The organism is Streptomyces sp. NPDC031479, from assembly GCF_055581065.1.
This window is the reverse complement of record NZ_JBVIKC010000001.1, coordinates 392,268-416,268: the sequence shown is the minus strand read 5'-3', so window position 1 is coordinate 416,268 and position 24,001 is coordinate 392,268. Positions and strand designations below refer to the sequence as shown.

Genomic DNA, 24,001 nt, shown 5'->3' with positions numbered 1-24,001 from the left:
ATCCGACCGCCCCGTACCACATCATGAGACGAAAGGATCAGCGCTCCGGTTGCCGTCACTTGCGGCCGAGCCGCCCCAGCTCCTCGGCCATGACCAGCCCGGCCTGCTCCGCGAGCTCCTCCTCGGTCAGGTCCTCGTCCGTGTCGAGACCGTCGAGGGCGGCCAGCGGCTGGTCCAGGCGGACGTGCGCGATCAGCGACTGGAGGGCGCGCAGGGTGGCCGAGGCCGTCGGACCCCAGTTGGTGAAGTACGAGAACTGCCACCACCACAGCGCCTCGGTGATCCGGCCGGCCTGGTGGTGGATGAGGCCGTGGCGCAGGTCGGCGACCACGTCGGCGAGGTCGTCGGAGATCCGGTGCGCGACCGGGGCCTTGCGCGGCTCGTACGGGTCGAAGACCTCGGAGTAGACGTCGACCGGCTCCAGCATGACGGCGAAGCGCTCGCGCAGGTCGTCCACGTCCGGCTCCGGGCCCAGGTCGGGCTCGTAGCGCTCTTCGGGCAGGACGTCCTGGTACGCGCCCAGCCGGCCGCCCGCCAGCAGCAGCTGGGAGACCTCCAGGAGGAGGAAGGGAACGGCGCTGTCCGGGTCCTCGCCCTTGGCCACCTCGGTGACCGCGACGATGAAGGATTCGATCTGGTCCGCGATCGAGGCCGCGAAGTCGTCCGGATCCTGTCCGAGGGCGTGCAGCGTTGCGTCAGACATCGAGAAGTCGCCTTCCTTCAAAGGCCCGCCCGAGCGTGACCTCGTCCGCGTACTCCAGATCTCCCCCGACGGGGAGCCCGCTGGCCAGGCGGGTGACCTTGAGGCCCATGGGCTTGATCATGCGGGCGAGGTAGGTGGCGGTCGCCTCGCCCTCCAGGTTCGGGTCGGTCGCCAGGATCAGCTCGGTGACCGTCCCGTCCGCGAGGCGCGCGAGCAGCTCGCGGATGCGCAGGTCGTCCGGGCCGACGCCCTCGATCGGGCTGATGGCGCCGCCGAGGACGTGGTACTTGCCCCGGAATTCGCGGGTCCGCTCGATCGCGACGACGTCCTTCGGCTCCTCGACCACGCAGATGACCGTCGTGTCGCGGCGCGGGTCACGGCAGATCCCGCACCGCTCCTCCTGCGCCACGTTCCCGCACACCGCGCAGAACCGGACCTTGGCCTTGACCTCCAGCAGCGCGTGCGCGAGGCGGCGGACGTCGGTGGGCTCGGCCTGCAGGATGTGGAAGGCGATCCGCTGCGCGCTCTTGGGCCCGACGCCGGGCAGCCTGCCCAGTTCGTCGATCAGGTCCTGGACCACGCCTTCGTACAACGGACTGCCTTCTTTCTCTGGTCTTCTCTGTCGTGTCTTCGGGACGTCTGCGGAGCCCGTACCACCGGGAGCCGGGCCCCGCTCGGGCCCGGGTCTCGGGCCGGGGTCAGAACGGGAGGCCGGGGATCCCGCTGCCGCCGCCCAGGCCCTGGGCCAGCGGTCCCAGCTTCTGCTGCTGGAGCGCCTGCGCGTTCTCGTTGGCCGCCTGGACCGCCGCGACCACCAGGTCGGCGAGGGTCTCGGTGTCCTCCGGGTCCACGGCCTTCGGGTCGATCACCAGCGCCCGCAGTTCACCGGAACCGGTGACGGTGGCCTTGACCAGACCGCCTCCGGCCTGGCCCTCGACCTCGGCCAGAGCCAGCTCCTCCTGCGCCGCGGCGAGGTCCTGCTGCATCTTCTGGGCCTGCTGGAGCAGCTGCTGCATGTTGGGCTGGCCACCACCGGGAATCACAGGTGCTCACTCCATACGTCGTCGCTACGACCTTCGGGAACGCTCGGTCAATCCGAGCCTACGTGCTCCCCGCGCGCCGCGCCCTACGCCGGGAGGACCAACTCTTTCGAGTGAGAGTCGGGGCGTGCGCGTACCTGATGGCGCCCTCCGTGTGGGCGGAAAACCCGGGATTCGTTGTCCATCGCGCGTCATTCGAAGGTAGGAAGAGCATGCGCATCATTGCGCACACGCGCACCACAGAGACGTCAGCGCAGGCAGAGGGAGTGCCGGGTGAGTCAGCCGGAGATGCAGCCCGAGGGGCCACCCCGGGATCCCGCGGAGGACGGCGACGGCGACCTGACCGGCCGGCCGTTCCCGCTCGGGGACTGGGGCGAACCCGCCGAGCGGCTCGACGAGCTCTACCGCCGGGTGGAGGCCGACGCGCTGCGCACCGCCGAGTGGTACCTCTCCGACCGGGCCTGGAAGCGCCGGGGCGCGCGGACACTGCGGGCCGGCGCGGCCCTGGGCGCCGTCGCGGGTGCCGCGATGCCCCTGCTGGAGCTGACGGGCGCGGCGCCGGGCGCGTCCTCGTACGGGTACCTGTCGCTGCTGCTGGCCGCCGCGTGCCTGGCCTGCGACCGGTTCTTCGGGCTGACCTCGGGCTGGATGCGGGACGTCGCGACCGCCCAGGCGGTGCAGCGCCGCCTGCAGACCCTCCAGTTCGACTGGGCCTCGGAGAACGTACGGGAGGTGCTCGGCCCGACGGAGGGCACCGCCGGCGAGGCCGCGGAGCGGTGTCTGACGGTGCTGCGCCGGTTCTCGGAGGACATCACGGAGCTGGTGCGTTCCGAGACCGCCGACTGGATGGTGGAGTTCCGCGCGGGCCCGGCGCCGCTGGTGATGCAGTCCCTGGCCGGGGCCCCCGCCCGCCCGGACGCGTACGTGCCCCCGGCCCGGTTCCCGCTCCCGCCGGGCACCCGCCCGAACATGCCCCGCCAGCGGCCGCCGGAGCAGCCCCGCTGAGGCACGGCGGGGGGGCGGGTCGCCGCCCGGTGCCCTGCGCCCGGTGCCCCGCGCACCGTGCCCCGTGCCCTGCAGCCCGGCGGCCCCGGCCGGGTGGCGCTCAGCTGAAGATGATCATCGAGCCCTGTCCGAGGCTCCGCGTCGCCGCCGCGTGCAGCCCCAGCCACACGTGCCGCTCCCGCGCGAAGGGGCTCGCGTCGTACGGAATCGGACCCGCCGGCTCCTCCAGCGACGTCGGCCCGCCGGGCGGCGCCGGCGCGGCCGGCGGGTTCCCCGGGTCGATCCCGATCGCGGGGGCCACGAAGGCCAGCTCCCGCAGCAGCCCCTGCGCCGATCCCAGCGGACCGCCCCCCGCCAGCAGCTCGTCGTTGGCCAGCGGAGCCGGGAAGTCCACCGGGACGTACGCCCCGGCGTGGTCGTAGTGCCACACCAGGTGGGACTGCTGCGCCGTCGCCTCGAACATCTCCAGCAGCTGCTCGTAATCCCCGCCCAGCTCGTCCACCGGGGTCACCGGCAGCCCGCAGATCTGGAGCAGGTACGCCCGCCTCAGGAAGTGCAGGGCGTCGTAGTCGAAGCCGGCCACCGGGGCCACGTCCCCGCTCAGGCCCGGCATGTAAGCGAACACGGGCACCGACGGCAGACCCGCCTCGCCCAGCGCCTTGTCGTACGAGGCGATCTCTTCCGCGAAGGGGTTGTCGGGGCTGTGGCACAGCACGTCGACAAGGGGGACCAGCCACAGGTCACAGGCCACGCGGGCTCCGATCAGTCGTTGCCGCCGATCCGGTCAGAGTAGTGCTCCGGACACCCTCAGCGAAGGGGTGCGCAGAACCCGGGGGAACCCGGGACGGCGGGCGGGTGGAACCGGGGGCGGCCACGGCGGCCCCTCAGAGCCGGGCGGCCCAGTCCAGACCGTGCTGGTTGTACGCCCGCATGAGGCGCCGCACCTCTTCGGCGTCGGCCAGTGTCACGGCGTCGACCAGCTCGTTGTGCCCGTCCCACAGCGCGGTCCGCAGCTCCGGCGACCCCTGGAGGTGCGGTACGGAGAAGACCCAGCACTGGATCCGGATCCGGTGCAGGAACTCGGAGATGTAGCGGTTGCCGACCAGCCCGCTGAGCTCCCGCCAGAACCGCAGGTCGTAGCCGATGAGCACTTCGAGCGAACCGCTCCGGGCGGCCCGCCGCGCCTCCTCCCCGCGACGGCGCACCGACACCAGCATCTCGGCCGCTCCGGGCGCGACGCCGCGTTCGACGAGGCAGCGGAAGATGCCGTCGAGGACCAGCGTGCGGGCCTCGATCATGCCCCGGAAGTCGTCGACGGTGTAGGTCCGCACCCGGAACCCGCGGTGCTGCACCGACTCCAGCAGCCCCTGGGCCGAGAGGTCGACCAGCGCTTCGCGCACCGGGGTCGCGGAGACCTCGTACTGCTCGGCGATCTGCTTGACCGTGAACTCGGTCCCCGGCGGCAGACGACCCGCGAGCACCTCGTCGCGCAGCGCGTCCGCGATCTGCTGCCGAAGGGTGTTGCGGGTGACGGCTCCGCTTCCGCTGCCTGGCATAGGGGTCCGTCTCCTCCGTAGATCTTCGGACACCTTAGGCCAGGCAGCGCGGCTGAAACCGATCGGTTCCATGGCCGATATGCGGATGTACCGCTCGTTATCCGGACGACCTGGCGTCCGGCCCGTCGGACTACGCGCCCACGGTGTGCCGGTCGGCGACCGACAGGGCCTCGTCGAGGAGTGCCAGACCCTCCTTGGCCTCGGTTTCCGTGACCGTGCAGGGCGGGACGACGTGCGTCCGGTTCATGTTCACGAACGGCCACAGACCGGAGGCCTTGCAGGCCGCCGCGAATTCGGCCATGGGCGCGTTCGCGGCACCGGCCGCGTTGTACGGGACGAGCGGCTCGCGCGTCTCCTTGTCCCGTACGAGTTCCAGCGCCCAGAAGGTGCCGAGCCCGCGCACCTCGCCGACGGACGGGTGCCGCTCGGCGATCGCGGCCAGGCCCGGGGCGATCACCTCGGCGCCGATGCGGGCGGCGTTCGCGACGATGCCCTCCTCCTCCATCGTGTTGATCGTCGCGACGGCGGCGGCGCAGGCCAGCGGGTGACCGGAGTAGGTCAGTCCGCCCGGGTAGGGGCGGGTGGCGAAGGTCTCGGCGATGGCGGCGGAGATGGCCACGCCGCCCAGCGGCACGTATCCGCTGTTCACGCCCTTGGCGAAGGTGATCAGGTCCGGGGTGACGTCCCAGTGCTCGGCGGCGAACCACTTGCCCGTGCGGCCGAAGCCCGACATGACCTCGTCGAGGATGAAGACGATGCCGTGGCGGTCGCAGAGCTCGCGCACCCCGGCGAGGTACCCGGCCGGCGGGGTCATGATCCCGGCGGTGCCCGGCACCGACTCCAGGATGATCGCGGCGATGGTCGCCGGACCCTCGAAGGCGATCGTGTCGGCGAGGTGGGCGAGGGCGCGCTCGCACTCCTCGGCCTCGGTCGTCGCGTGGAAGGGCGAGCGGTAGAGGAACGGGCCCCAGAAGTGCACGACCCCGGCGGCGGCCGTGTCGGACGGCCAGCGGCGCGGGTCGCCGGTCAGGTTGATCGCGGCGGCGGTGGCGCCGTGGTACGAGCGGTACGTGGACAGCACCTTCTGGCGGCCGGTGTGCAGCCGGGCCATCCGTACGGCGTTCTCCACGGCCTCGGCGCCGCCGTTGGTGAAGAAGATCTTGTCCAGGTCACCGGGGGTGCGCTCGGCGATGAGGCGTGCGGCCTCGGAGCGGACGTCGACGGCGAAACCGGGCGCGAGGGTGCAGAGCCGGGCGGCCTGCTCCTGGATCGCGGCGACCACCTTGGGGTGCTGGTGGCCGATGTTGGTGTTGACCAGCTGGGAGGAGAAGTCGAGGAAGCGGTTGCCGTCGTAGTCCCAGAAGTACGAGCCCTCGGCCCCGGCGACGGCCAGCGGGTCGATCAGGGCCTGGGCGGACCACGAGTGGAAGACGTGAGCGCGGTCGGCGGCCTTGACGGCCGCACCGGTGACATGAGGGGTCATGCCGTCACGCTAGAAGTGCGCAGGTCGGAAGGGATATCGGCGGACTGTATGCGGGTGGGCGCCCGCCCTCGGCAGTCTGTCTGCCGAAACCGAACATTGACAGCATGCTCCCAAAATGACAGTCTCTTGTCATAGACCTCTCGTCAGAGGCCCCTTGCGATCCGGAGGCGAGCACCATGAGCGGAACCCCGAGCGGGCCCCGGCCCGAGTCCAAGCCCGTCCACCTCGCGGTCTACGACACGTACGCGGACTGGGAGACCGGCCACACCACCGCGCACCTCGCCCAGCGCGGCCACGCGGTCCGCACGGTCGGCCCCGCCGCCGGGCGGCCCGTCACCACGATGGGCGGGATCCGGATCCAGCCCGACCTGGCCCTCGCGGACCTGCGCCCCGAGGACTCCTCGCTGCTGATCCTGACCGGCGCCTCACTCTGGGAGACGGGCGACGAGCTGGCCCCGTTCGCCGCGAAGGCCCGCGCGTTCCTGGCGGCCGGGGTCCCGGTCGCGGCGATCTGCGGGGCCACGGCGGGCCTCGCCCGCGCGGGCCTCCTGGACGGGCGCGCCCACACCGGCGCGGCCTCCTTCCACCTGGCACAGCAGCCGGGGTACGGGGGCGCCGCGCACTACGTGGAGGCCGACGCCGTCACCGACGGCGACCTGATCACGGCGGGCCCGACCGAACCGGTGGCCTTCGCCCGCGAGGTCTTCGCGCGGCTCGGCGTCTACCGGCCGGACGTGCTGGACGCCTGGTACCGGCTGTTCCACGACTCCGACGCGAGCGCCTACCCGGTGCTGATGGCCGCGGCGGAGGCCGGAGATGCCTGAGCCGGTACCTCCGCTTTCGGTACGGGAGCGGCAGGACCTGCTGAGCGGGACGGCGCTCGGCGTCTTCCACCTGAACGGCCAGTTCCTCGCGCTGTCGGAGGAGCTGGCCCGCCCGGCCGGGCTGACGGCGGCCTGGTGGCAGGTCCTGGGGGCCGTACTGCGCGAGCCGCTGCCGGTGGCGGGCATCGCGCGGGCCATGGGGATCACCCGGCAGAGCGTGCAGCGGGTGGCGGACCTGCTGGTGACCCAGGGCCTCGCCGCGTACGCCCCGAACCCGGCCCACCGCCGCGCGAAGCTGCTGCGCCCGACGGAGGAGGGGCGCGCCGCGATCGCCCGCATCGACCCGGGCCACGCCGACCTGGCCACCCGCCTGGCGGCGGAGCTGGGCGACGAGGCCTTCGCCGAGACGACCCGCGTCCTGAACCGCCTCTCGGCAGCCCTGACCGCCATCACCGGATCCGGCGACGCCGACGCTTGAGGGGGGCGGGGGCGCTTGAGGGGGCGGGGGCGCTTGAGGCGGGGCGGGGTGCGGCCTCCGGCGGCGGGGCCGCAGCGGAGCGCCCCCGCCCGGACCGGCCCGCCCCGGCCCGATACTCCCCCTCGCCCCGCGCGGCGAACTACGCTCGGCCCGTCGGGCCGCCCCCGGGGAAGGACCAACCGCCGATGGAACCGCTGCACCCCGCCGACCCCCAACACGTCGGCCCGTACCGCGTCCTGTCCCGCCTCGGCGCCGGCGGCATGGGACAGGTCTACCTCGCCCGGTCCGACCGCGGCCGCACCGTCGCGGTGAAGCTCGTCCACCCCGGACTCGCCCTCCGCGAGGAGTTCCGCGCCCGGTTCCGCCAGGAGGTCGCGGCCGCCCGCCGGGTCGGCGGCGCGTGGACCGCTCCCGTCCTCGACGCCGACACCGAGGCCGAAGTCCCCTGGTTCGCCACCGGGTACGTCGCCGGGCCGAGCCTGCGCCGGGCCGTGGCGCACGACTTCGGCCCCCTTCCCACCCGTACCGTGCTGGTCCTGGCCGCCGGACTCGCGTACGCCCTCCAGGACATCCACCGCGCGGGCCTCATCCACCGCGACCTGAAACCGTCCAACGTCCTCCTCACCCTCGACGGGCCCCGCGTCATCGACTTCGGCATCGCCCGCCCGCTCGACACCCGCGACGCCGGTCTGACCCGGCCGGGGGAACTGGTCGGCTCGCCCGGGTTCATGGCTCCCGAGCAGGTCCGCGGCGAGGCGGTCACCCCGGCCTGCGACGTCTTCTGCCTCGGCGCCGTGCTGGCCTACGCGGCCACCGGGCGGCTGCCCTTCGGCGACGCGGAACACCCCGGCGGGGCCGCGGGGCTGCTGCTGCGCATCGTCGAAGCGGAACCCGATCTGGACGGCGTACCGCCCGAACTGCGGGAACTGGTCGCGGACTGCCTGCGCAAGGACCCCGCGGCGCGGCCCGATCCGGCGGCGGTCCTGGACCGGGTCGGGGCGGGCGGCACGGTGGCGAACGGGCGCGCCCTGGAAGCGTGGCTTCCGGCGCCGCTCGTGGACCGGCTCGGACGGCACGCCGTACAGCTCCTCGACCGCGAGGACTCCGGTCCGCGGCATGTCGTCCTCCCGACCCCCACCGCCGTGGCGCCCCCGCCACCGCCGCCGGTCCTGCCCCCGTCGTACTCCTACGGGCCGTCCGCCGAACCGGCGCCCCGGCCCCACGCGGCGTCGACCGCCTTCCTGGTGGCCGTCGCCGTCGTGGTCGCGGCGGCGGCGGGCGGCACGGTGTACGCGGTGATGAGCAGCGACCCGGATCCCCTCCCTCCGGGCCCGGCCGTCACCGCCTCCGCCCCGTCCCCGCCCACCGGGGCGGGCCCCGCCGACCCCAAGGCCCCCGCGACCGGAACCTCCGCGGGAGGCGGCCCGGCCGGCCGGCTCCCCCAGTCCTACGCCGGCACCTGGCGGGCCGCCTCCGGCAGCGCGACCTGGCGCCTGGACCTCACCGCCGGGGCGGTCGGCGAGCCCGTGATGACCCTGCGCGTGGACGACCCCGGCTACTCCTGCTCCTGGCGGGCCACCCTGCGCGGAGCCCCCGACCCGGTGGAGCTCGACGCCTCCACCCTCACCTCCGGCCCCCCTCCCACCTGCACTCCCGGCGGCCGGAGCCGGCTGCGCCTGCTGCCCGACGGCACCCTGCTGCGCGAGCTGGACGGGGGATCGAACCCCCCTCTCACGTATCACCGGGAGTAGTCGGCAGCCGATTGTGTCGAAGTCAATAAGCCTGAAAGCAAAGCTTGTTGCGTACGAAGAGCCCATCGCACACTGCGGCACATGGAGCCGTTGAAGGTAGTGGCACGACTGTGGGAGCGGATCGAGGCACGCGACTGGGACGGCATGGCCGCGCTCATCGCCGAGGACGCGGTCATCGAGTGGCCGGTCAGCGGCGAGCGCATCGTCGGCAGGGCCAACTTCGTCGCCGTGCTCCGCGACGAGGGGGAGGACTCCGCGGACGACGAGAGCTCCCTCGGCGCGGTCGAGGTGCTGCGCATCCTCGCGGACGGGGACCTCGTCGTCACCGAGGTGGAGATACCCGAGGAGCACGTCGTCTACCGGGCCGTGTCGCTGTGGACCGTGCGCGACGGGGAGATCGTCGGCGCGAGGGAGTACTGGACCAGCCCTGGACAAGACCCTGCGCCCCGCTGGAGGGCCGTTTACGTCGAACCGCTGGTGGCAGACTGAGCCGCGTGCTCACGCAACTCGCCGCAGCTACCGGCGTCTTGGCCCTGCTCACCCTCGTCCCCGGCCCCGACATGGCCATCGTCACCCGGCGGGCCGTCTCACGGGGGCGGGCCGACGGGCTGCGCACCGTCGGCGGGATCGCCGCCGGGCTGCTGCTCTGGGGCGCCCTGACCGTGGCCGGTCTCGCCGCGCTGCTCGCCGCCTCGGCCGAGGTCTACCTGGGGGTCAAGCTCGCGGGCGCGGCATACCTGTGCTTCCTCGGCATCCAGTCCCTGCGCCGCCCGGGGGGCGGCCCGGAGGGCGGCTCCCCGGGCGGCCCCGACGGGGCCGGGAGCGGTGCCGGCGGCGGGAGCGGGAGCGCCTGGCGGACCGGTCTGGTCAGCAACGCCCTCAATCCGAAGATCGCCGTGTTCTACACCGGGCTGCTGCCCACCCTCGCGCCGCACGGCCTGCGGCCGGCGGCGGGGATGGCGCTCCTCGTCCTGGTCCACGTGCTGCTGACCCTGCTCTGGCTGGGCACCTACGTCTACGTCCTCTCGCACGCCCGGCGGTTCTTCACGCGCCCGCGCGTCCGGCGGACGATGGACCGGGTGACGGGGGTCGTGCTGATCGGCTTCGGGGTGCGCGTGGCGACGTCGGCGACGTAGCTCCGGGGAGGGAGGGCTGGGGGGCTGGGGGGGGCCGGAGGGCCGGAGGGCCGGAGGGGCCGCTAGCCGAGGAGGGTCTCCAGCTCCCCGGTGATGGCGGTGCGCAGCCCGTCGTGCCGGGGCGCCAGGGCGTGGCGCTCGCCGCGCCAGCACTCCTCGTCCTCGTAGAGCCAGACCGGCATCCCGACGAGGTCGGCGGGCTCCCATTCGTAGCGGGGCCAGATGTGGGCGTGGAGGTAGGGGTCGGTGTTGCCCAGGATCTCGATGTTCACGCGGCGGAAGGCCGGGTCGAGGCGGGCGCAGGCGCGTTCGACGGCCTCGGCGAGGCGCTCCAGGTCGGTGAGGTAGGAGATGCGGCGGGACCGTGGCAGCTCGGAGAGGCGGGTCACGGCCGGGTCGTCGGTCAGCAGGACCGAGTAGCCGGGCAGGAACTGGCGGTCCCCGATGACCGCGAACCCCGAGTCGAGGCGGCGCAGGACGGTGGGGTTCTCACCCCGGTGCGCGCTGCCGATGCGGTCGCGTCTCCAGTCGTTCTTGTTCATTGCACGGACCCTAACGCAGCGGTGGTGAGCGGCCCTTGGGGTCGGCTGGCGGATCGGCTCGGGGGCCGGCTGGCTCTGAGGTAGTGCCTGTCATACCTGAGAGCTACGAGGAAAGGCCGCTCCGGAGCGTGACGCCGACCAAGGGGGCTGATTCCTAACGTCGTTGTGAGAGCGGGTGATCACCCGCTCTTCCTACGAAGTCAGGGAAGAAGGGCACGCCATGACCATGGGCAGCCGCATCCGCCGCACTCTGCTGGCCGGCCTCGTCGCCGCGGCCGTCGTGGTCCCCGTGTCCGCGGCGGCCTCGCCGAGGATTCCCGCGCCCGTCCCGGCGTCCTTCGCCCCGTCCGCGACGATACAGAGCCGCTACACGACGAACCTCGCCGCGTTGGGCGAGGCCTCGCGCATGGCTCGGGACGCGGGGCGGACCGGCCGCGCCGAGAAGCTGCGGACGATGGCGACCGCCGCCCCGGGGCAGAAGGGCGGGGCGCAGTTCCTGACCTTCGACGGCCGGGGGCAGGGGCGTGCCATTGAGGTGCTGGGCGATCTGGGCACCGCCGACCGGATCGCCGTCCTGGTGCCCGGCTCGGACACCTCGCTGGACACCTATCAGCGCTTCCGCGACGGTGCCCGCTCCCTCCAGCAGCGGCTCCAGCGGGAGCATCCCCGCTCCGCGGTGGTCGCGTGGCTCGGGTACGACACCCCGGAGACGGTCAGCACCACGGTCCTGACGGCCGCCCGCGCCGAGGAGGCGGCCGCCGAACTGGGACCGTTCCTGAACCGGTTGGGGGAGATGACCGGCGCCGACGCCCGGATCTCACTGCTCTGCCACTCCTACGGCTCGGTGGTCTGCGCCCGGACCGGCACCGGACCCCGCGTGAGCGATGTCGTCCTCTACGGGAGTCCCGGCACGGGGCTCCCGTCCGCCGACCGGATGCCGACCGGAGCGCGGGTGTGGGCCGGCCGGGGCAGCGAGGACTGGATCGGCGGGGTTCCCCATATCCGCTTCGCCGGTCTCGGTTTCGGTACCGACCCGGTGGACCCGGCCTTCGGTGCGCGGCTCTTCGCGGCGGGCTCCGCCGGACACAGCGACTACCTCAAGCCCGGCACGGAGTCCCTGGACAGCCTGGCCCGCATCGTCATCGGCCCGGCCGCCGGGCCCGGTGGTCTCACCGGCCCCGTCGCCTCCCCCATCCGCCAGGAGGCCTCACATGCGTGAGCTCCGCACCCGCTGGTCCGCCCTCGCGGACCGCGTCGACAGCGCGACCCCGGCCCACCGGGACCGGTCCGTGGACGCTCTGCGGGCCTTCGCGATCCTCGGGGTGGTACTGGGCCACTGGCTGGTCACCGCCCTGACCGTCACCGACGGCGGCCTGCACGGCGCGAGTCCGCTCGCCGCCATGCCCTGGCTGGCCCCGGTTTCCTGGGTGTTCCAGACCCTGGCCGTGTTCTTCCTGGTCGGCGGTCATGTCGCCGCCCAGGGCCACGCCTCGGCGAAGGCGCGCGGAGTCTCGTACGGCGCCTGGGTCCGCCAGCGCCTCGGGCGGCTGTTCCGGCCGGTGGCCGCGGTGGTGACGCTGTGGGCCGTCGTGGCGGGCGGGCTGCTGCTGGGCGGCGCCGCGCCGGAGACCGTGCGGACGCTGCTCAGGCTGGTGTGGTCGCCCCTGTGGTTCCTGCTGGTGTTCGCCGTGCTCACCGCGGCCACCCCGCTCCTCGCCCGGATCGGTCCGCTGTGGCCACTGGCCGTGGTGGCCGGGGTGGACGTGTGGCGGTTCGGCTTCGGCGGGCCGGAGTGGATCGGCTGGGTCAATGTCGCCGCGGGCTGGCTCGTCCCCTACACCCTGGGCGCGGCCTGGTCCCGGGGCGCTTTCTCCCGGCGCCGGCAGTCCCTGCTCCTGCTGGTCGGCGGCGGGGCCGCCACCGCCGCGCTGGTTCTCTGGGGCGGGTACCCGGCCTCCATGGTGGGGGTCCCGGGGGCTGCCGTCTCCAACCTGAACCCGCCGACGCTGGCCGCCGTCACCTTCGGCCTGGCCCAGTGCGGGCTGGCCCTGCTGGTGCGCGGACCGCTGGCCCGGGTCATGAGGCGGCCCCGTACCTGGGCGAAGGTGGCCCTGCTGAACCTGTCCGCGATGACCGTCTTCCTGTGGCACCAGACCGCGATGATGTCCGTGACCGCCGTCGGGCTGCTGTTCTCCACCGAACTGCCGGGACTGCACACCGCGCCCGGCTCGCTCGGCTGGATCTTCGCGCGGCTGCTGTGGCTGCCGGTGTTCGCGGCCGCCCTGACCATCTGCTGGTCCGCCTTCCGGATTCACGAGCAGCCTCGGGCCGCCCGCACCGCGCGCACTGCCGCGATCTCCGCGGCACCGCGGGTCCCGGTGCCCCGGGCGGCCCGGTTCGAGGAGGCCGGCCGTGTTTAGGGTGATCCGCGTGACCGAACAACGCGCATCCGGGGCGGATACCGCCCTCCTCGCCAAGGGCCGTGTGGTCAGCGAGCTGTTGACCCTGCGGCGGGATCCGCTCCCCCGGATGTCCAGGCCCCGGTGGCTGGCCCGGCTGCCGCACGCGGTGGTGCTCTACGCGGCCGTGCTCTTCTGCTTCCTCACCAACGAGCAGCTGTCGCACTACCACGTCACCGGCGGGCCCTCGCTGGTGCTGGCCCTCCTGTCCGGGGTGCCCATCGCGGTGGCGCTGTCGCGCCCGATCGCCGCCTGGTGGCTGGGTCTGCTCGCGGCCGGCCTGATCGCCTGGACGATCCACTCCCACGTGGGGCAGGGCCAGTCCTGGCCGTGGATGCCCGCCGGATTCTTCGCCCTCGCCCCGCTGATCCTGCTGGCCGCCCTGCGCGTGCCGCCGCGGGCCACCGTCGCGGTCGTCACCGTCCCCGTCGGCCTCTCGGCGGTGGCCGAGCTGCTCTTCAAGCCGAATCACAGCACCACCAGTTTCTTCACGTCCAGCCTGGTCTTCGGCATCGTGGGGCTCCTGGGTTACTCCCTGCGCGCGGTGCGGCTCGCCCGGGGACAACTCGTCGTCCAGGAGACCCTGACCGAGGAGGAACGGGCCAGGCGGACCCTGCTGGAGGAGCGCAGCAGGATCGCCCGTGAGCTGCACGACGTGGTGGCCCATCACATGTCGGTGATCTCCATCCAGGCCCAGGTCGCCCCGCACCTGGTGGAGAACCCGTCCGAGGAGCTGAAGGAGAACCTCGCCGGAATCCGGGAGAACGCCCTGGAGGCCCTGACGGAGCTGCGCCGGGTCCTGGGGGTGCTGCGGTCCGAGCAGCCCGGTGATCCTGCGGCGCCGCAGCATCCGCAGCCCACCCTCGCGGAGCTGGACGGCCTCGTGGACAACGTGCGGGGGGCCGGGCTGGACGTCATCACCGAGGTGGCGGGGATACGGCGGCCGCTGGCTCCGGGAGTCGAGCTGACCGCGTACCGGATCGTCCAGGAGGCGCTGAGCAACTGTCTGCGGCACGCGCCGGGTTCGCGGGTCGAGGTCGGCATCGCCTACGGGCCGCGCGAACTGCACCTGTGCGTCGCGAACTCGGCGCCCTCCCGGGTCGCCCCGCCGTCCGTCGGCGCCGGGCACGGGCTGCTCGGCATGCGGGAGCGGGCGGGCATGCTGGGGGGCGAGCTGGCCGCCGGGCCGCGTCCCGGTGGCGGGTACGAGGTGAGCGCGGTCCTGCCCATGGACCCGCCGGGCGGCTCCTCCGAGACGAAGAAGGACGCATGAGCACTCCGATCAAGGTGATGATCGCCGACGACCAGATGATGGTCCGGCAGGGCTTCACCGTCCTCCTGAACGCGCAGCCCGACATAGAGGTGGTCGGGCAGGCCGTGGACGGCGCCGACGCGGTGGCGAAGGTCGCCGAACTCGGGCCGGACGTGGTGCTGATGGACATCCGCATGCCCGGCATGGGCGGCATCGAGGCCACCTCGGTCATCACCGGTGTGCCGGAGTCGAGGGTGAAGGTGCTGGTGCTGACCACCTTCGACCTCGACGAGTACGTGTACGAGGCGCTGCGGGCGGGCGCCTCCGGCTTCCTGCTGAAGGACGCCTCGGCGGACCAGCTCGCCGAGGCGGTGCGGGTGGTGGCCGCCGGCGAGGCCCTGCTGTCGCCGAACATCACAAAGCGACTGATCACCGAGTTCTCCCGGCTGGGGGCGCCGCGGGCGCCGTCCCGGGCCCGGATCGACGAGCTGACGGAACGGGAGACGGAGGTGCTGTCGCTGATCGCCCAGGGGCTGTCCAACGCGGAGATCGCCGGACATCTGACCGTGGCCGAGCAGACGGTGAAGACCCACGTGAGCCGGATCCTGGTGAAGCTGGGTCTGCGCGACCGGACGCAGGCCGCGGTGTTCGCGTACGAGACGGGTCTGGTCCGTCCGGCGGGCTACTGAGGGAAGCCGCGTAGTACTTGCGGGGGACCCCCGGAAATCCCCTTCTACGCCGACGCGGGCCAATGGGGAGGCGGCCTACGGTTTGGACATGACCCAGACGACCACCGGGGCCACTCCCCGTCCGCCCGAACTGAGGCTGGCTTCAGGCTTGATGCAGAGCCTGCGTGACGACATGTTCACGGATGCCTTCGCCTACCGGCCGCTCGCCCCGATGCGAACGGACGGACCGATCGTCCGCCGCCTCCCGGCGCGGATACGGACGCGGATGGCCTATCTGCCACACGCGGTGGTGGTGGTGACGGCCTTCTTCGTGGTCATGCTGGCGGGTGCCAGCGGGCCGGGCGGTATGTCGCCGGTCTCGCTCACCGTGGCGGGGCTGGTGGCCGCGGCGCCGGTGCTGATGACCCTGGTGCGGCCCCTGGGGGCCTTCTGGGCGGCGCTGGCGGCCACGGTCGTGCTCTCGGTACTGCAGGACCGGATCTTCACCTGGCCCTGGTCTCCGGGCACCTTCGTCTCCTACCTCGCCGTGATGGTCTTCGTCGCGCTGCGGACCAGGCCCCGGGTGGCCGGCTGGATGTGGGTCGTCACCGTGGCGTTCGGGACTGCCGTGCAGATCCTGTTCGGTGCGGAGCGTGCGGGCAGCATCGGGCCGATGGCCTCCGCCTCGGCGGTGGCGCTGCTGCTGGTGACGGTGCGCAACACCCGCCGGGAGGCCCGGCAGGAGGTCACGGCGGTGCTGGAGGTGACGGCCTTCGAGCGGGACCGGCGGACGTTGCTGGAGGAGCGGACGACCATCGCGCGGGAGCTGCACGACGTGGTCGCGCACCACATGTCGGTGGTGGCGATCCAGGCGGAGGCGGCTCCGTACCGGGTGAAGAATCCGCCGCCGGAGCTGGAGGCCGCGTTCGTCACCATCCGGGAGAACGCGGTGGCGGCCCTCACGGAGCTGCGCCGGGTGCTGGGGGTGGTGCGGTCCGCGGACTACGAGGCCCCCGACGCCCCGCAGCCGACGCTGGCCGCGCTGGACGGGCTGCTCGCCAATGTGCGGGAGGCCGGGCTGAGCGTGGAGAAGACCGTCACGGGTGCGGTGCGCGAGCTGCCGCAGGGAGTGGAGCTGTCGGCGTACCGGATCATCCAGGAGGCCCTGAGCAACAGCCTGCGGCACGCGCCGGGATCGTTGGCGGAGGTCGAGGTGTCGTACGTGCTGGGTGGTCTGGGGATACGGGTCGTCAACGGCCCGGCCGTCGGGGACGTGCCGCCTTCGCCGGGGGCCGGGCACGGGATCACCGGAATGCGGGAGCGGGTGGCCATGCTGGAAGGGGAGATGACGGCCGGGGAGAGCCCTTCGGGCGGGTACGAGGTGGCGGTGTTCATACCGGTACGCAGCCGACCGCAGTCGGAGGAGGACCCGGTATGACGATCAGGGTGCTGATCGTCGACGACCAGATGATGGTCCGCGAGGGCTTCTCCGTCCTGCTGAACGCGATGGAGGGCATCGAGGTCGTCGGCGAGGCCGTCGACGGCCGGCAGGCCATCGCGCAGGTGGCGGCCTTGCGGCCTGACGTGGTGTTGATGGACATCCGGATGCCGGAGATGAACGGCCTGGAGGCGACACGGAAGATCGTGGCGGCCGACGCGGACGCGAAGGTGCTGGTCCTGACGACCTTCGACCTCGACGAGTACGTGTACCAGGCGCTGCGGGCGGGGGCTTCGGGGTTCCTGTTGAAGGACGCGTCGGCCCGTCAGCTGGCGGACGGAGTACGGGTGGTGGCGGCCGGGGAGGCACTGTTGGCCCCTTCGGTGACGAAGCGGCTGATCGTGGAGTTCTCGAAGCTGGCGCAGGCTCCTCGGGCCGCCGATCCGGCGGGGGTGCCGGAGCTGACGGAGCGGGAGACGGAGGTGCTGGTGCTGATCGCGCAGGGCCTGTCCAACGGGGAGATAGCGGACCGGCTGCTGGTCGCGGAGTCCACGATCAAGACGCACGTGAGCCGGATCCTGGTGAAACTGGGCCTGCGGGACCGGACGCAGGCGGCGGTGTTCGCCTACGAGACCCGGCTGGTGACGCCGACTTAGGCCCCGTCCGGGCCGGGTGCGGGCCGCCATCCGGGCCGGGGCCGTCGTCCGGGCCGGGTACGGGCCGGGGCCCTTGGGGCCCGCCGGGAGGGGCCGGGTTGCGGGGCGGGTCCAGGGGGTTCCCGGCGGGGCGGGGCTAGTCTGCGGGGATGGGCTTTGATCCGTGGGATGCCGAGTTCGTCGCCGACCCTTACCCCGCCTACCGGGAACTGCGGGCGCAGGGGCGGGCCGTGTGGTCGCAGGCGACCGGGCAGTGGCTGGTGCCGCACTACGCCGATGTGAGCGCCCTGTTGCGGGACCGGCGGCTGGGGCGGACCTACCTGCACCGCTTCAGCCACGAGGAGTTCGGCCGACAGGCGCCGCCGCCGGAGCACGAGCCCTTCCACGTGCTCAACGGGAACGGCCTGTTGGACCTGGAGGATCCCGCGCACGCGCGCGTGCGACGGCTGGTGGCGAAGGCTTTCACCCCGCGCACCGTGGAGCGGCTCGCGCCCGCGGTGGAGCGGCTGGCCCGGGAGTTGGCGGACGGGCTGTGCCGGGCGGGGGGCGGGGACCTGCTGACCGCCGTCGCCGAGCCGCTGCCGGTGGCGGTGATCGCGGAGCTGCTGGGTGTCCCGGACGCGGACCGGGGGCTGTTGCGGCCCTGGTCGGCGGACATCTGCGGGATGTTCGAGCTCCGGCCGGACCCGGAGACGGCCCGGCGTGCGGTGACCGCGAGCGTGGAGTTCAGCGCGTACCTGCGGGAGTTGATCGGCGAGCGGCGCAGGCGGCCCGGCGCGGATTTGATCTCCGGCCTGATCGCCGCCCACGATGAGGAGGGCCGGCTCAGCGAGCAGGAGATGATCTCCACCTGTGTCCTCCTGCTGAACGCCGGACACGAGGCGACCGTCAACACGACGGTCAACGGCTGGTGGGCCCTGTTCCGCAATCCCGAGCAGCTCGCGCGGCTGCGCGCGGACCCGGGAGCGGTGGATCCAGAAAAGTTGTCCACAGCTGTGGATGAACTCATGCGCTTCGACACGCCTCTCCAGATGTTCGAGCGCTGGGTGCTCGACGACATCCTGATCGGGGACACCCCGATCCCCCGGGGCTCCGAAGTCGCACTGTTGTTCGGTTCTGCGAACCGGGATCCGGCACGCTTCGAGAACCCGGACGTCCTGGACCTCTCACGCGGCGACAACCCGCACCTGACCTTCGGCGCCGGGATCCACTACTGCCTGGGGGCGCCCCTGGCCCGGCTGGAGCTCGCGGCTTCCTTCGGCGCCCTGCTCGACCCGGCGCTCCCACCGCTGCGCCTGGTCAGGGAACCGCAGTGGGGGGACGGCTACGTCATCCGGGGCCTGCGCGAACTGATCGTGGAGTTCTAGCCGACGGGCCGGAAGGCCGGAGGCCCGAAGGCGAAAGCGCCGGGGCCCGGGCCCGGCCGTCCGGCCGGGGCCCGGGCCCCCTCGTGGTCTCCGCCCGCGGCTACGCCGTCAGGTCCCGGCGCCGCAGCGCGCCCAGTCCTGCCGCGACCAGCGCCCCCGCGAGGACGGTCAGGGTCAGCAGCGGAGCCCAGTCGAGGGACTCCGGCCCGGGGAGCTTGGGCAGGTGGGTGAAGGGCGAGGCGTTCATGACCGACTGGGGGAGGTCGAGCGCCGGGCCGATCCAGCCGAGGGCCAGCGCGACTCCGGCGACGGCCCAGCCCGCGACCGCGTACTTCGGGAGCGCGCCGTGCAGCAGGGCGGCCAGGGCGCCGAGCAGCCACACCGCCGGGAGCTGCGCGAGGCAGGCACCCACGGCCGTACCGATGTCCCGGCCGTGCCCGAGGCCCAGTCCGAGCCCGGCCAGCAGCAGGATCACGGCCGAGCCGCCGAACGCGACGGCGAGGTGACCGCCGGCCCAGCGCAGTCGCCCGACGGCGTTCGAGAGCAGCGGTTCGGCGCGCTGCGCGCTCTCCTCGCCGTTCAGGCGCAGCACGGAGGAGACCACGTAGAGCGCGGCGATCATGCCGAGCAGTCCGGCCATCGCGGCGAGGAAGGCGTCGGTGAGCCCGCTCTGCCCGCCCATGCGCTCGATGATCTGACGGGTCTTCTCGTTGCCGCCGACCACGTCGGCGGCGCCGTCCGCCATCCCGCCGAAGACGAGCCCGGCGACGAGGAAGGCGGCGCCCCAGCCGATGAGGCTGCCGCGCTGGAGCCGCCAGGCCAGGGCCCCGGCCGTGCCGAGCCGGCCCTCGGCCGGTCCGGGACGGGCGGGCAGGAAGCTCATGCCCAGGTCGCGGTGGCCCGAGAGCAGGTAGGCGGCCCCCGTCGTGAGCGCCACCCCGGCGACGAGCAGGAGGAGCACCCACCAGCGTTCGGCGGCGAAGGCGCGGGCGTTCTCCACCCAGCCGAGCGGGGAGATCCAGGTCAGGGCGGACGCGCCGTCCGGCGTACCGGCGTCGCCGGCGGCCTTCAGCACGAAGGCGGCGCCCAGGACGGCGGAGGTGAGTCCCTTGGCGGCGCGGGCGCTCTCGGTGAGCTGGGCGGCGATGGCCGCGATCCCCGCGAACAGCAGACCGGCGCCGCCGATGGCCAGGCCCAGCGCGAGGGCGCCGGGCCCGCCCTGCCCGGCGAGTCCGCCCGCGACGAGCAGGACGACACACGCGTTGGCGACGAGGGCGGCGAGCAGCGCCGCGGTCAGCGGGGCCCGGCGGCCCACCATGGCGGCGGACAGCATTTCCTGGCGGCCCGTCTCCTCCTCCTCGCGGGTGTGCCGGATGACGACGATCAGGCTCATCACGGCGGCGAGGACGGCGCCGTAGACCCCCATGCGCCAGGAGGTCAGCGCGCCGAGGGAGTCGCCGAAGACCGGCCCGTACAGGGCGCGCATGGAGCCGTTGGCGTTCATCGAGGAAGCGAGCTCGGCGCGTTCGGCGGCGGTGCCGTACACCTTTTCGAGTGAACCGGGCATGCTCACCACCAGCAGGCCGGTGACGAGGACCCACACCGGCATCATCACGCGGTCGCGGCGCAGGGCCAGCCGGAGCAGCGCGCCGGTGCCCGCCAGTTGTCGGTTCATCGTGCGTTCGCCTCGTCAGCGGTCGTGTAGTGGCGGAGGAAGAGCTCTTCGAGGGTGGGCGGGGTCGAGGTCAGCGACCGCACGCCCGAGGCGGTGAGCGAGCGCAGCACGGCGTCCAGCTTGTCGGTGTCGGCCTGGAGGCTGACCTTCAGGCCGCGCACGTCGACGTCGTACACGCCGGGCAGGTGCGCGATGCCGTTCGGCGGTCCGGCGAGTTCGGCCGTGATCGACGTACGGGTGAGGTGGCGCAGTTCGGCGAGGGTGCCGGTCTCCACGGTGCGGCCGGCGCGGATGATGCTGACGCGGTCGCAGAGGGTCTCGACCTCGCTGAGGATGTGGCTGCTGAGGAGGATGGTGCGGCCGGCGGCACGGGCCTCGGCGACGCAGCTCTGGAAGACCTCCTCCATCAGCGGGTCGAGGCCGGAGGTGGGTTCGTCGAGGATCAGCAGCTCGACGTCCGACGCGAAGGCGGCGACCAGGGCGACCTTCTGACGGTTGCCCTTGGAGTACGTACGGCCCTTCTTGGTCGGGTCGAGTTCGAACCGCTCCAGCAGCTCGGTGCGGCGCGCCCGGTCGAGGCCGCCGCGGAGCCGCCCGTAGAGGTCGATGACCTCGCCTCCGGAGAGGTTGCGCCACAGGGTGACGTCACCGGGGACGTAGGCGATGCGCCGGTGGAGCGCCACCGCGTCGGCCCACGGGTCGCCGCCGAGGAGGCTGACGGTCCCGGCATCGGCGCGCAGCAGGCCGAGCAGGACCCGGATGGTGGTGGACTTCCCGGCGCCGTTGGGGCCGAGGAACCCGTGGACCTCGCCCGCGGTGACGTCGAGGTCGAGTCCGTCCAGTGCGTGGGTGCGGCCGAACGCCTTGTGGAGCCCGGCGACGCTGATTGCCTTCGTCATGTTTCTGAACGTACGCTACTTTCACAAAATTGTGAAGCTAGGGAATCACGTAAAGTCTGAGGGGTGGCGGATGCGATGGATGTACGGGACGAGGAAGCGGTATCCCGCTTCGTGGAGCGGTTCGCGGCGCAGCTGACGGAGGCGGGCATGCAACGCATGGCCTCCCGGGTCTTCGCGCGGCTGCTCGCGAGCGACGGGGGATCGATGACCTCCGCGGAACTGGGCGAGGCGCTCCAGATCAGTCCGGCGGCGGTATCGGGCGCCGTCGCCTACCTGACGCAGGTCAACATGGTCAGCCGGGAGCGCGAACCGGGCTCCCGCCGCGACCGGTACGTCCTGCACAACGAGCTCTGGTACGAGACCTTCACCCGCCGGGACCAGGTCCTGACCCTGTGGGAGAAGACCCTGCGCGAGGGCGCGGCCGGCCTCGGAGAGGGCTCCCCGGCGGGCGCGCGGATCGCGGAGACGGCGGCGTTCTTCGAGTTCCTGCAGGGCGAGATGCTCGGAATGATGGACCGCTGGCGCGCCCACCGCGCGACGCTCGACCTGCCGTAGCCGCGGTGGCGGGGCCCCGGGGGGGGCTGCCCGGCCCCCGCCGGGCTGCCCGGGGGCTGCCCGGGGGCTGCCCGGCGGGGCCCCGGGCGACGGACCCCGGCGGCGTTCCGGAACATCGCCCCTGCCAACATCGCCCCCGGCTCCGACGGGGAGCTGCGGGTACGCCTCCCCGCCCCCACCCGCCGGGGGCCGGCTCAGCGCGGCAGGGTGAGGGCCCAGGCCGCCGGATGGCGGGTCCAGGTGCGGCGGCGGACCGGGCCGGTCAGGACGTGGTCGGCGCGGTAACGGAAGTCCGCCCCGGACACCGTCACCGCCTCGGCCCGTCCCGTGAGCGGCGCGGCCCCCGCGAGCCGGACGACGACCTCGGCCGGCCCGCCCCGCTCCCCCGTGCGCACCGCCACGTCCTCCACGGGCTGGTCCACGTCCGCGAGCACCACCCCGTCCACCCGCACCTCCACCCGCAGCCGGTGCGGCGCGGCCGGCGGGCCGGTCAGCAGGGTCCGCAGCAGCGAGCGGTACGCGCCGCCGCGCCGCGCCGCCGGAGGACCCGCGATCCGCAGCCCGCCCAGCACCACCCCGTCGCTGTCGTCGACCAGCAGGTCCCGCGGCCGCGGCACCCCGTCCAGCGCCGCCCGCGCCCCGAGCACCGCCGACAGCGGCACGCCGAGCGAGCGGGCCAGCCCCAGCGACCCCGCGGGCCCCACCGGAACCAGCGAGAGCGCCCGGTCCACCGGCCCCCGCTCCCGGTGCAGCAGCGCCACGGCCCGTACCAGCGCCCGGTCGTCACCCACGATCACCGGCCGCCGATGACCCCGGCGGGCGAGGGCCCGCGCAAATTCCTCCTGCGAATCGGGGAGGCAGATTTTCGCCGCGGCCCCCGCTGACAACACATCCTTCGCGATTCGCACGGACTCGCCGTCAAGACGGCGGGCGACCGGGTCGACGAGCACGAGCAGGCCGCCGACCGGCGCGCCCGCATGGCTCATGGTGGGCTCTGGAGCCGACACCTCGGTCCTTCCTCGGGTAGCATCTTTGTGCAAGAGGCCCTTGCGCTATTGCGCCAGGGCCTTCGTCTATTCCGGGGTACCGGTCCGACGGCTCAGCCTGCGGTGTACATCGTCGTACGCCCCCTGACCTTGGACATGCCCCATCCGGAAGAGGTGTACGCCTGTGCCCGCTCTTGTGCTGCTCGGAGCTCAGTGGGGTGACGAGGGCAAGGGAAAGGCCACCGACCTGCTCGGTGGATCCGTTGACTATGTAGTGCGCTACCAGGGTGGCAACAACGCCGGCCACACGGTCGTCGTGGGTGACCAGAAGTACGCGCTGCACCTTCTCCCTTCCGGCATCCTCTCCCCCGGATGCACCCCGGTCATCGGCAACGGTGTCGTCGTCGACCCGGCCGTCCTGCTCTCCGAGCTGCGCGGCCTGAACGAGCGCGGCATCGACACCTCGAAGCTGCTGATCAGCGGTAACGCGCACCTGATCACGCCGTACAACGTCACCCTCGACAAGGTCGGCGAGCGCTTCCTCGGCAAGCGCAAGATCGGTACGACCGGCCGCGGCATCGGCCCGACCTACGCGGACAAGATCAACCGCGTCGGCATCCGCGTCCAGGACCTCTACGACGAGTCGATCCTCACGCAGAAGGTCGAAGCGGCGCTGGAGGGCAAGAACCAGCTCCTCGCGAAGCTCTACAACCGCCGTGCCATCGAGGCCGGCGCGATCGTGGAGGAGATGCTCCAGTACGCGGACCAGATCAAGGGCTACGTCGCCGACACCACCCTGATCCTCAACAACGCGCTGGACGAGGACAAGGTCGTGCTCTTCGAGGGCGGCCAGGGGACCCTGCTCGACGTCGACCACGGCACGTACCCCTTCGTCACCTCCTCGAACCCGACCGCCGGCGGCGCCTGCACCGGCACCGGCGTGGGCCCGACGAAGATCAGCCGCGTCATCGGCATCCTCAAGGCCTACACGACCCGCGTCGGCGCCGGCCCGTTCCCGACGGAGCTGTTCGACGAGGACGGCGAGGCCCTGCGCCGCATCGGTGGCGAGCGCGGTGTGACCACCGGCCGTGACCGCCGCTGCGGCTGGTTCGACGCCCCGATCGCCCGCTACGCGACCCGCGTCAACGGCCTGACGGACTTCTTCCTCACCAAGCTCGACGTGCTGACCGGCTGGGAGGAGATCCCGGTCTGCGTCGCGTACGAGATCGACGGCAAGCGCGTCGAGGAGCTCCCGTACTCGCAGACCGACTTCCACCACGCGAAGCCGATCTACGAAACCCTCCCGGGCTGGTCCGAGGACATCACCAAGGCCAAGACCTTCTCCGACCTCCCGAAGAACGCCCAGGCGTACGTGAAGGCCCTGGAGGAGATGTCGGGCGCCCCGATCTCCGCGATCGGCGTCGGCCCCGGCCGCACCGAGACGATCGAGATCAACTCGTTCCTCTAGGAACCCGCAGCACCCGCAGCACCCGCACCACCCCCGAGCGGGGCGGCCGGCACGTCCGCC

25 protein-coding genes are annotated in these 24,001 nt (G+C 73.0%); 15 read left to right on the top strand and 10 right to left on the bottom strand.

All coding sequences use genetic code 11. From position 1 onward, the window contains the following. Positions 1–55: 55 nt before the first annotated feature. The 3 genes from ACZ5D2_RS02045 to ACZ5D2_RS02035 form a co-directional block, all read right to left on the bottom strand. The gene (locus tag ACZ5D2_RS02045; protein ID WP_371677824.1) at positions 56–703 is read right to left on the bottom strand and encodes a DUF5063 domain-containing protein; all 648 of its coding nucleotides are present in this window, start codon (positions 701–703) and stop codon (positions 56–58) included. Next, entirely contained in the window at positions 696–1,295 is a 600-nt protein-coding gene (recR, locus tag ACZ5D2_RS02040) for a recombination mediator RecR (RefSeq protein WP_030228593.1), read from the bottom strand. Before recR ends, ACZ5D2_RS02045 begins: the two co-directional genes overlap by 8 nt. 106 nt (positions 1,296–1,401) lie before the next feature. Further along, positions 1,402–1,746, bottom strand: a complete 345-nt coding sequence (locus ACZ5D2_RS02035; protein WP_078950239.1) for a YbaB/EbfC family nucleoid-associated protein — start codon at positions 1,744–1,746, stop codon at positions 1,402–1,404. A gap of 270 nt (positions 1,747–2,016) precedes the next feature. On the opposite strand from ACZ5D2_RS02035, the gene ACZ5D2_RS02030 reads away from it, so the two are divergent. Then, complete coding sequence (locus ACZ5D2_RS02030) at positions 2,017–2,748, top strand: SLATT domain-containing protein (protein WP_371677823.1); 732 nt, start codon at positions 2,017–2,019, stop codon at positions 2,746–2,748. A gap of 100 nt (positions 2,749–2,848) precedes the next feature. Here ACZ5D2_RS02030 and ACZ5D2_RS02025 read toward each other — a convergent pair whose 3' ends face one another. From ACZ5D2_RS02025 to ACZ5D2_RS02015, 3 genes are all read right to left on the bottom strand, one after another. Then, the gene (locus ACZ5D2_RS02025) at positions 2,849–3,499 is read right to left on the bottom strand and encodes a hypothetical protein (RefSeq protein ID WP_371677822.1); all 651 of its coding nucleotides are present in this window, start codon (positions 3,497–3,499) and stop codon (positions 2,849–2,851) included. 133 nt (positions 3,500–3,632) lie between these two features. After that, positions 3,633–4,304 (bottom strand): GntR family transcriptional regulator, encoded by a 672-nt coding sequence (locus tag ACZ5D2_RS02020; RefSeq protein WP_371677821.1) that lies wholly within the window; start codon positions 4,302–4,304, stop codon positions 3,633–3,635. Between the two features lie 130 nt (positions 4,305–4,434). Then, the gene (locus ACZ5D2_RS02015) at positions 4,435–5,787 is read right to left on the bottom strand and encodes an aspartate aminotransferase family protein (protein WP_371677820.1); all 1,353 of its coding nucleotides are present in this window, start codon (positions 5,785–5,787) and stop codon (positions 4,435–4,437) included. A 176-nt stretch (positions 5,788–5,963) separates the two neighbouring features. On the opposite strand from ACZ5D2_RS02015, the gene ACZ5D2_RS02010 reads away from it, so the two are divergent. The 5 genes from ACZ5D2_RS02010 to ACZ5D2_RS01990 all read left to right on the top strand — a co-directional run bounded on the left by ACZ5D2_RS02010 (position 5,964) and on the right by ACZ5D2_RS01990 (position 9,976). Then, the gene (locus ACZ5D2_RS02010) at positions 5,964–6,611 is read left to right on the top strand and encodes a DJ-1/PfpI family protein (RefSeq protein ID WP_468926564.1); all 648 of its coding nucleotides are present in this window, start codon (positions 5,964–5,966) and stop codon (positions 6,609–6,611) included. After that, on the top strand, positions 6,604–7,089 hold the full coding sequence (locus tag ACZ5D2_RS02005) for a MarR family winged helix-turn-helix transcriptional regulator (RefSeq protein ID WP_371677818.1): 486 nt from the start codon (positions 6,604–6,606) through the stop codon (positions 7,087–7,089). Before ACZ5D2_RS02010 ends, ACZ5D2_RS02005 begins: the two co-directional genes overlap by 8 nt. Positions 7,090–7,274: 185 nt before the next feature. Continuing rightward, positions 7,275–8,840, top strand: coding sequence for a serine/threonine-protein kinase (locus ACZ5D2_RS02000; protein WP_371677817.1), 1,566 nt, complete (start codon positions 7,275–7,277; stop codon positions 8,838–8,840). Positions 8,841–8,921: 81 nt separating this feature from the next. Then, positions 8,922–9,329, top strand: a complete 408-nt coding sequence (locus ACZ5D2_RS01995) for a nuclear transport factor 2 family protein (protein ID WP_371677816.1) — start codon at positions 8,922–8,924, stop codon at positions 9,327–9,329. Positions 9,330–9,334: 5 nt separating this feature from the next. Beyond that, positions 9,335–9,976, top strand: a complete 642-nt coding sequence (locus ACZ5D2_RS01990) for a LysE family translocator (protein ID WP_371677815.1) — start codon at positions 9,335–9,337, stop codon at positions 9,974–9,976. A 62-nt stretch (positions 9,977–10,038) separates the two neighbouring features. Here the strand turns inward: ACZ5D2_RS01990 and ACZ5D2_RS01985 are convergent, their stop codons facing one another. Further along, on the bottom strand, positions 10,039–10,518 hold the full coding sequence (locus tag ACZ5D2_RS01985) for an HIT family protein (RefSeq protein ID WP_371677814.1): 480 nt from the start codon (positions 10,516–10,518) through the stop codon (positions 10,039–10,041). A gap of 220 nt (positions 10,519–10,738) precedes the next feature. Between ACZ5D2_RS01985 and ACZ5D2_RS01980 the strand changes: the two genes are divergently transcribed. The 7 genes from ACZ5D2_RS01980 (at position 10,739) to ACZ5D2_RS01950 (ending at position 18,358) form a co-directional block, all read left to right on the top strand. After that, complete coding sequence (locus tag ACZ5D2_RS01980) at positions 10,739–11,737, top strand: alpha/beta hydrolase (protein ID WP_468926557.1); 999 nt, start codon at positions 10,739–10,741, stop codon at positions 11,735–11,737. Continuing rightward, the gene (locus ACZ5D2_RS01975) at positions 11,730–12,938 is read left to right on the top strand and encodes an acyltransferase family protein (RefSeq protein WP_468926554.1); all 1,209 of its coding nucleotides are present in this window, start codon (positions 11,730–11,732) and stop codon (positions 12,936–12,938) included. The genes ACZ5D2_RS01980 and ACZ5D2_RS01975 overlap by 8 nt, the downstream gene beginning before the upstream one ends. Positions 12,939–12,948: 10 nt before the next feature. After that, the gene (locus tag ACZ5D2_RS01970; RefSeq protein WP_371677810.1) at positions 12,949–14,250 is read left to right on the top strand and encodes a sensor histidine kinase; all 1,302 of its coding nucleotides are present in this window, start codon (positions 12,949–12,951) and stop codon (positions 14,248–14,250) included. Further along, positions 14,247–14,918, top strand: coding sequence for a response regulator (locus tag ACZ5D2_RS01965; RefSeq protein ID WP_266840035.1), 672 nt, complete (start codon positions 14,247–14,249; stop codon positions 14,916–14,918). The genes ACZ5D2_RS01970 and ACZ5D2_RS01965 overlap by 4 nt, the downstream gene beginning before the upstream one ends. Before the next feature lie 88 nt (positions 14,919–15,006). Continuing rightward, complete coding sequence (locus ACZ5D2_RS01960; RefSeq protein WP_371677809.1) at positions 15,007–16,335, top strand: sensor histidine kinase; 1,329 nt, start codon at positions 15,007–15,009, stop codon at positions 16,333–16,335. Further along, positions 16,332–16,991 (top strand): response regulator, encoded by a 660-nt coding sequence (locus tag ACZ5D2_RS01955; RefSeq protein ID WP_371677808.1) that lies wholly within the window; start codon positions 16,332–16,334, stop codon positions 16,989–16,991. The genes ACZ5D2_RS01960 and ACZ5D2_RS01955 overlap by 4 nt, the downstream gene beginning before the upstream one ends. Before the next feature lie 149 nt (positions 16,992–17,140). Continuing rightward, a complete protein-coding gene (locus ACZ5D2_RS01950) occupies positions 17,141–18,358 on the top strand; it encodes a cytochrome P450 (RefSeq protein WP_468926548.1) in 1,218 nt (405 codons plus the stop codon). A gap of 100 nt (positions 18,359–18,458) precedes the next feature. On the opposite strand, the gene ACZ5D2_RS01945 is transcribed toward ACZ5D2_RS01950, so the two are convergent. Together ACZ5D2_RS01945 and ACZ5D2_RS01940 are read right to left on the bottom strand one after the other, a co-directional pair. After that, a complete protein-coding gene (locus tag ACZ5D2_RS01945) occupies positions 18,459–20,033 on the bottom strand; it encodes an ABC transporter permease (RefSeq protein WP_468926546.1) in 1,575 nt (524 codons plus the stop codon). Next, on the bottom strand, positions 20,030–20,932 hold the full coding sequence (locus tag ACZ5D2_RS01940) for an ABC transporter ATP-binding protein (RefSeq protein ID WP_266840040.1): 903 nt from the start codon (positions 20,930–20,932) through the stop codon (positions 20,030–20,032). The genes ACZ5D2_RS01945 and ACZ5D2_RS01940 overlap by 4 nt, the downstream gene beginning before the upstream one ends. A gap of 75 nt (positions 20,933–21,007) precedes the next feature. Between ACZ5D2_RS01940 and ACZ5D2_RS01935 the strand changes: the two genes are divergently transcribed. Continuing rightward, positions 21,008–21,487 carry a GbsR/MarR family transcriptional regulator gene (locus tag ACZ5D2_RS01935; protein ID WP_051840640.1) on the top strand — a complete coding sequence of 160 codons (480 nt, stop codon included), beginning with the start codon at positions 21,008–21,010 and terminating at the stop codon, positions 21,485–21,487. Positions 21,488–21,681: 194 nt separating this feature from the next. Here the strand turns inward: ACZ5D2_RS01935 and ACZ5D2_RS01930 are convergent, their stop codons facing one another. Then, on the bottom strand, positions 21,682–22,473 hold the full coding sequence (locus ACZ5D2_RS01930; RefSeq protein ID WP_371681224.1) for a diacylglycerol kinase family protein: 792 nt from the start codon (positions 22,471–22,473) through the stop codon (positions 21,682–21,684). A gap of 184 nt (positions 22,474–22,657) precedes the next feature. On the opposite strand from ACZ5D2_RS01930, the gene ACZ5D2_RS01925 reads away from it, so the two are divergent. Continuing rightward, entirely contained in the window at positions 22,658–23,941 is a 1,284-nt protein-coding gene (locus tag ACZ5D2_RS01925; RefSeq protein ID WP_030228647.1) for an adenylosuccinate synthase, read from the top strand. The last annotated feature ends 60 nt before the right edge of the window (positions 23,942–24,001 follow it).

What these genes read in the sequence shown, in the direction of transcription:
- ACZ5D2_RS02045 (WP_371677824.1), bottom strand. Translation starts at nt 703, where the DNA reads ATGTCTGACGCAACGCTGCACGCCCTCGGACAGGATCCGGACGACTTC.
- ACZ5D2_RS02020 (WP_371677821.1), bottom strand. Translation starts at nt 4,304, where the DNA reads ATGCCAGGCAGCGGAAGCGGAGCCGTCACCCGCAACACCCTTCGGCAG.
- ACZ5D2_RS02015 (WP_371677820.1), bottom strand. Translation starts at nt 5,787, where the DNA reads ATGACCCCTCATGTCACCGGTGCGGCCGTCAAGGCCGCCGACCGCGCT.
- ACZ5D2_RS02010 (WP_468926564.1), top strand. Translation starts at nt 5,964, where the DNA reads ATGAGCGGAACCCCGAGCGGGCCCCGGCCCGAGTCCAAGCCCGTCCAC.
- ACZ5D2_RS02005 (WP_371677818.1), top strand. Translation starts at nt 6,604, where the DNA reads ATGCCTGAGCCGGTACCTCCGCTTTCGGTACGGGAGCGGCAGGACCTG.
- ACZ5D2_RS02000 (WP_371677817.1), top strand. Translation starts at nt 7,275, where the DNA reads ATGGAACCGCTGCACCCCGCCGACCCCCAACACGTCGGCCCGTACCGC.
- ACZ5D2_RS01995 (WP_371677816.1), top strand. Translation starts at nt 8,922, where the DNA reads ATGGAGCCGTTGAAGGTAGTGGCACGACTGTGGGAGCGGATCGAGGCA.
- ACZ5D2_RS01985 (WP_371677814.1), bottom strand. Translation starts at nt 10,518, where the DNA reads ATGAACAAGAACGACTGGAGACGCGACCGCATCGGCAGCGCGCACCGG.
- ACZ5D2_RS01980 (WP_468926557.1), top strand. Translation starts at nt 10,739, where the DNA reads ATGACCATGGGCAGCCGCATCCGCCGCACTCTGCTGGCCGGCCTCGTC.
- ACZ5D2_RS01975 (WP_468926554.1), top strand. Translation starts at nt 11,730, where the DNA reads ATGCGTGAGCTCCGCACCCGCTGGTCCGCCCTCGCGGACCGCGTCGAC.
- ACZ5D2_RS01965 (WP_266840035.1), top strand. Translation starts at nt 14,247, where the DNA reads ATGAGCACTCCGATCAAGGTGATGATCGCCGACGACCAGATGATGGTC.
- ACZ5D2_RS01960 (WP_371677809.1), top strand. Translation starts at nt 15,007, where the DNA reads ATGACCCAGACGACCACCGGGGCCACTCCCCGTCCGCCCGAACTGAGG.
- ACZ5D2_RS01955 (WP_371677808.1), top strand. Translation starts at nt 16,332, where the DNA reads ATGACGATCAGGGTGCTGATCGTCGACGACCAGATGATGGTCCGCGAG.
- ACZ5D2_RS01950 (WP_468926548.1), top strand. Translation starts at nt 17,141, where the DNA reads ATGGGCTTTGATCCGTGGGATGCCGAGTTCGTCGCCGACCCTTACCCC.
- ACZ5D2_RS01945 (WP_468926546.1), bottom strand. Translation starts at nt 20,033, where the DNA reads ATGAACCGACAACTGGCGGGCACCGGCGCGCTGCTCCGGCTGGCCCTG.
- ACZ5D2_RS01940 (WP_266840040.1), bottom strand. Translation starts at nt 20,932, where the DNA reads ATGACGAAGGCAATCAGCGTCGCCGGGCTCCACAAGGCGTTCGGCCGC.
- ACZ5D2_RS01935 (WP_051840640.1), top strand. Translation starts at nt 21,008, where the DNA reads ATGGATGTACGGGACGAGGAAGCGGTATCCCGCTTCGTGGAGCGGTTC.
- ACZ5D2_RS01930 (WP_371681224.1), bottom strand. Translation starts at nt 22,473, where the DNA reads ATGAGCCATGCGGGCGCGCCGGTCGGCGGCCTGCTCGTGCTCGTCGAC.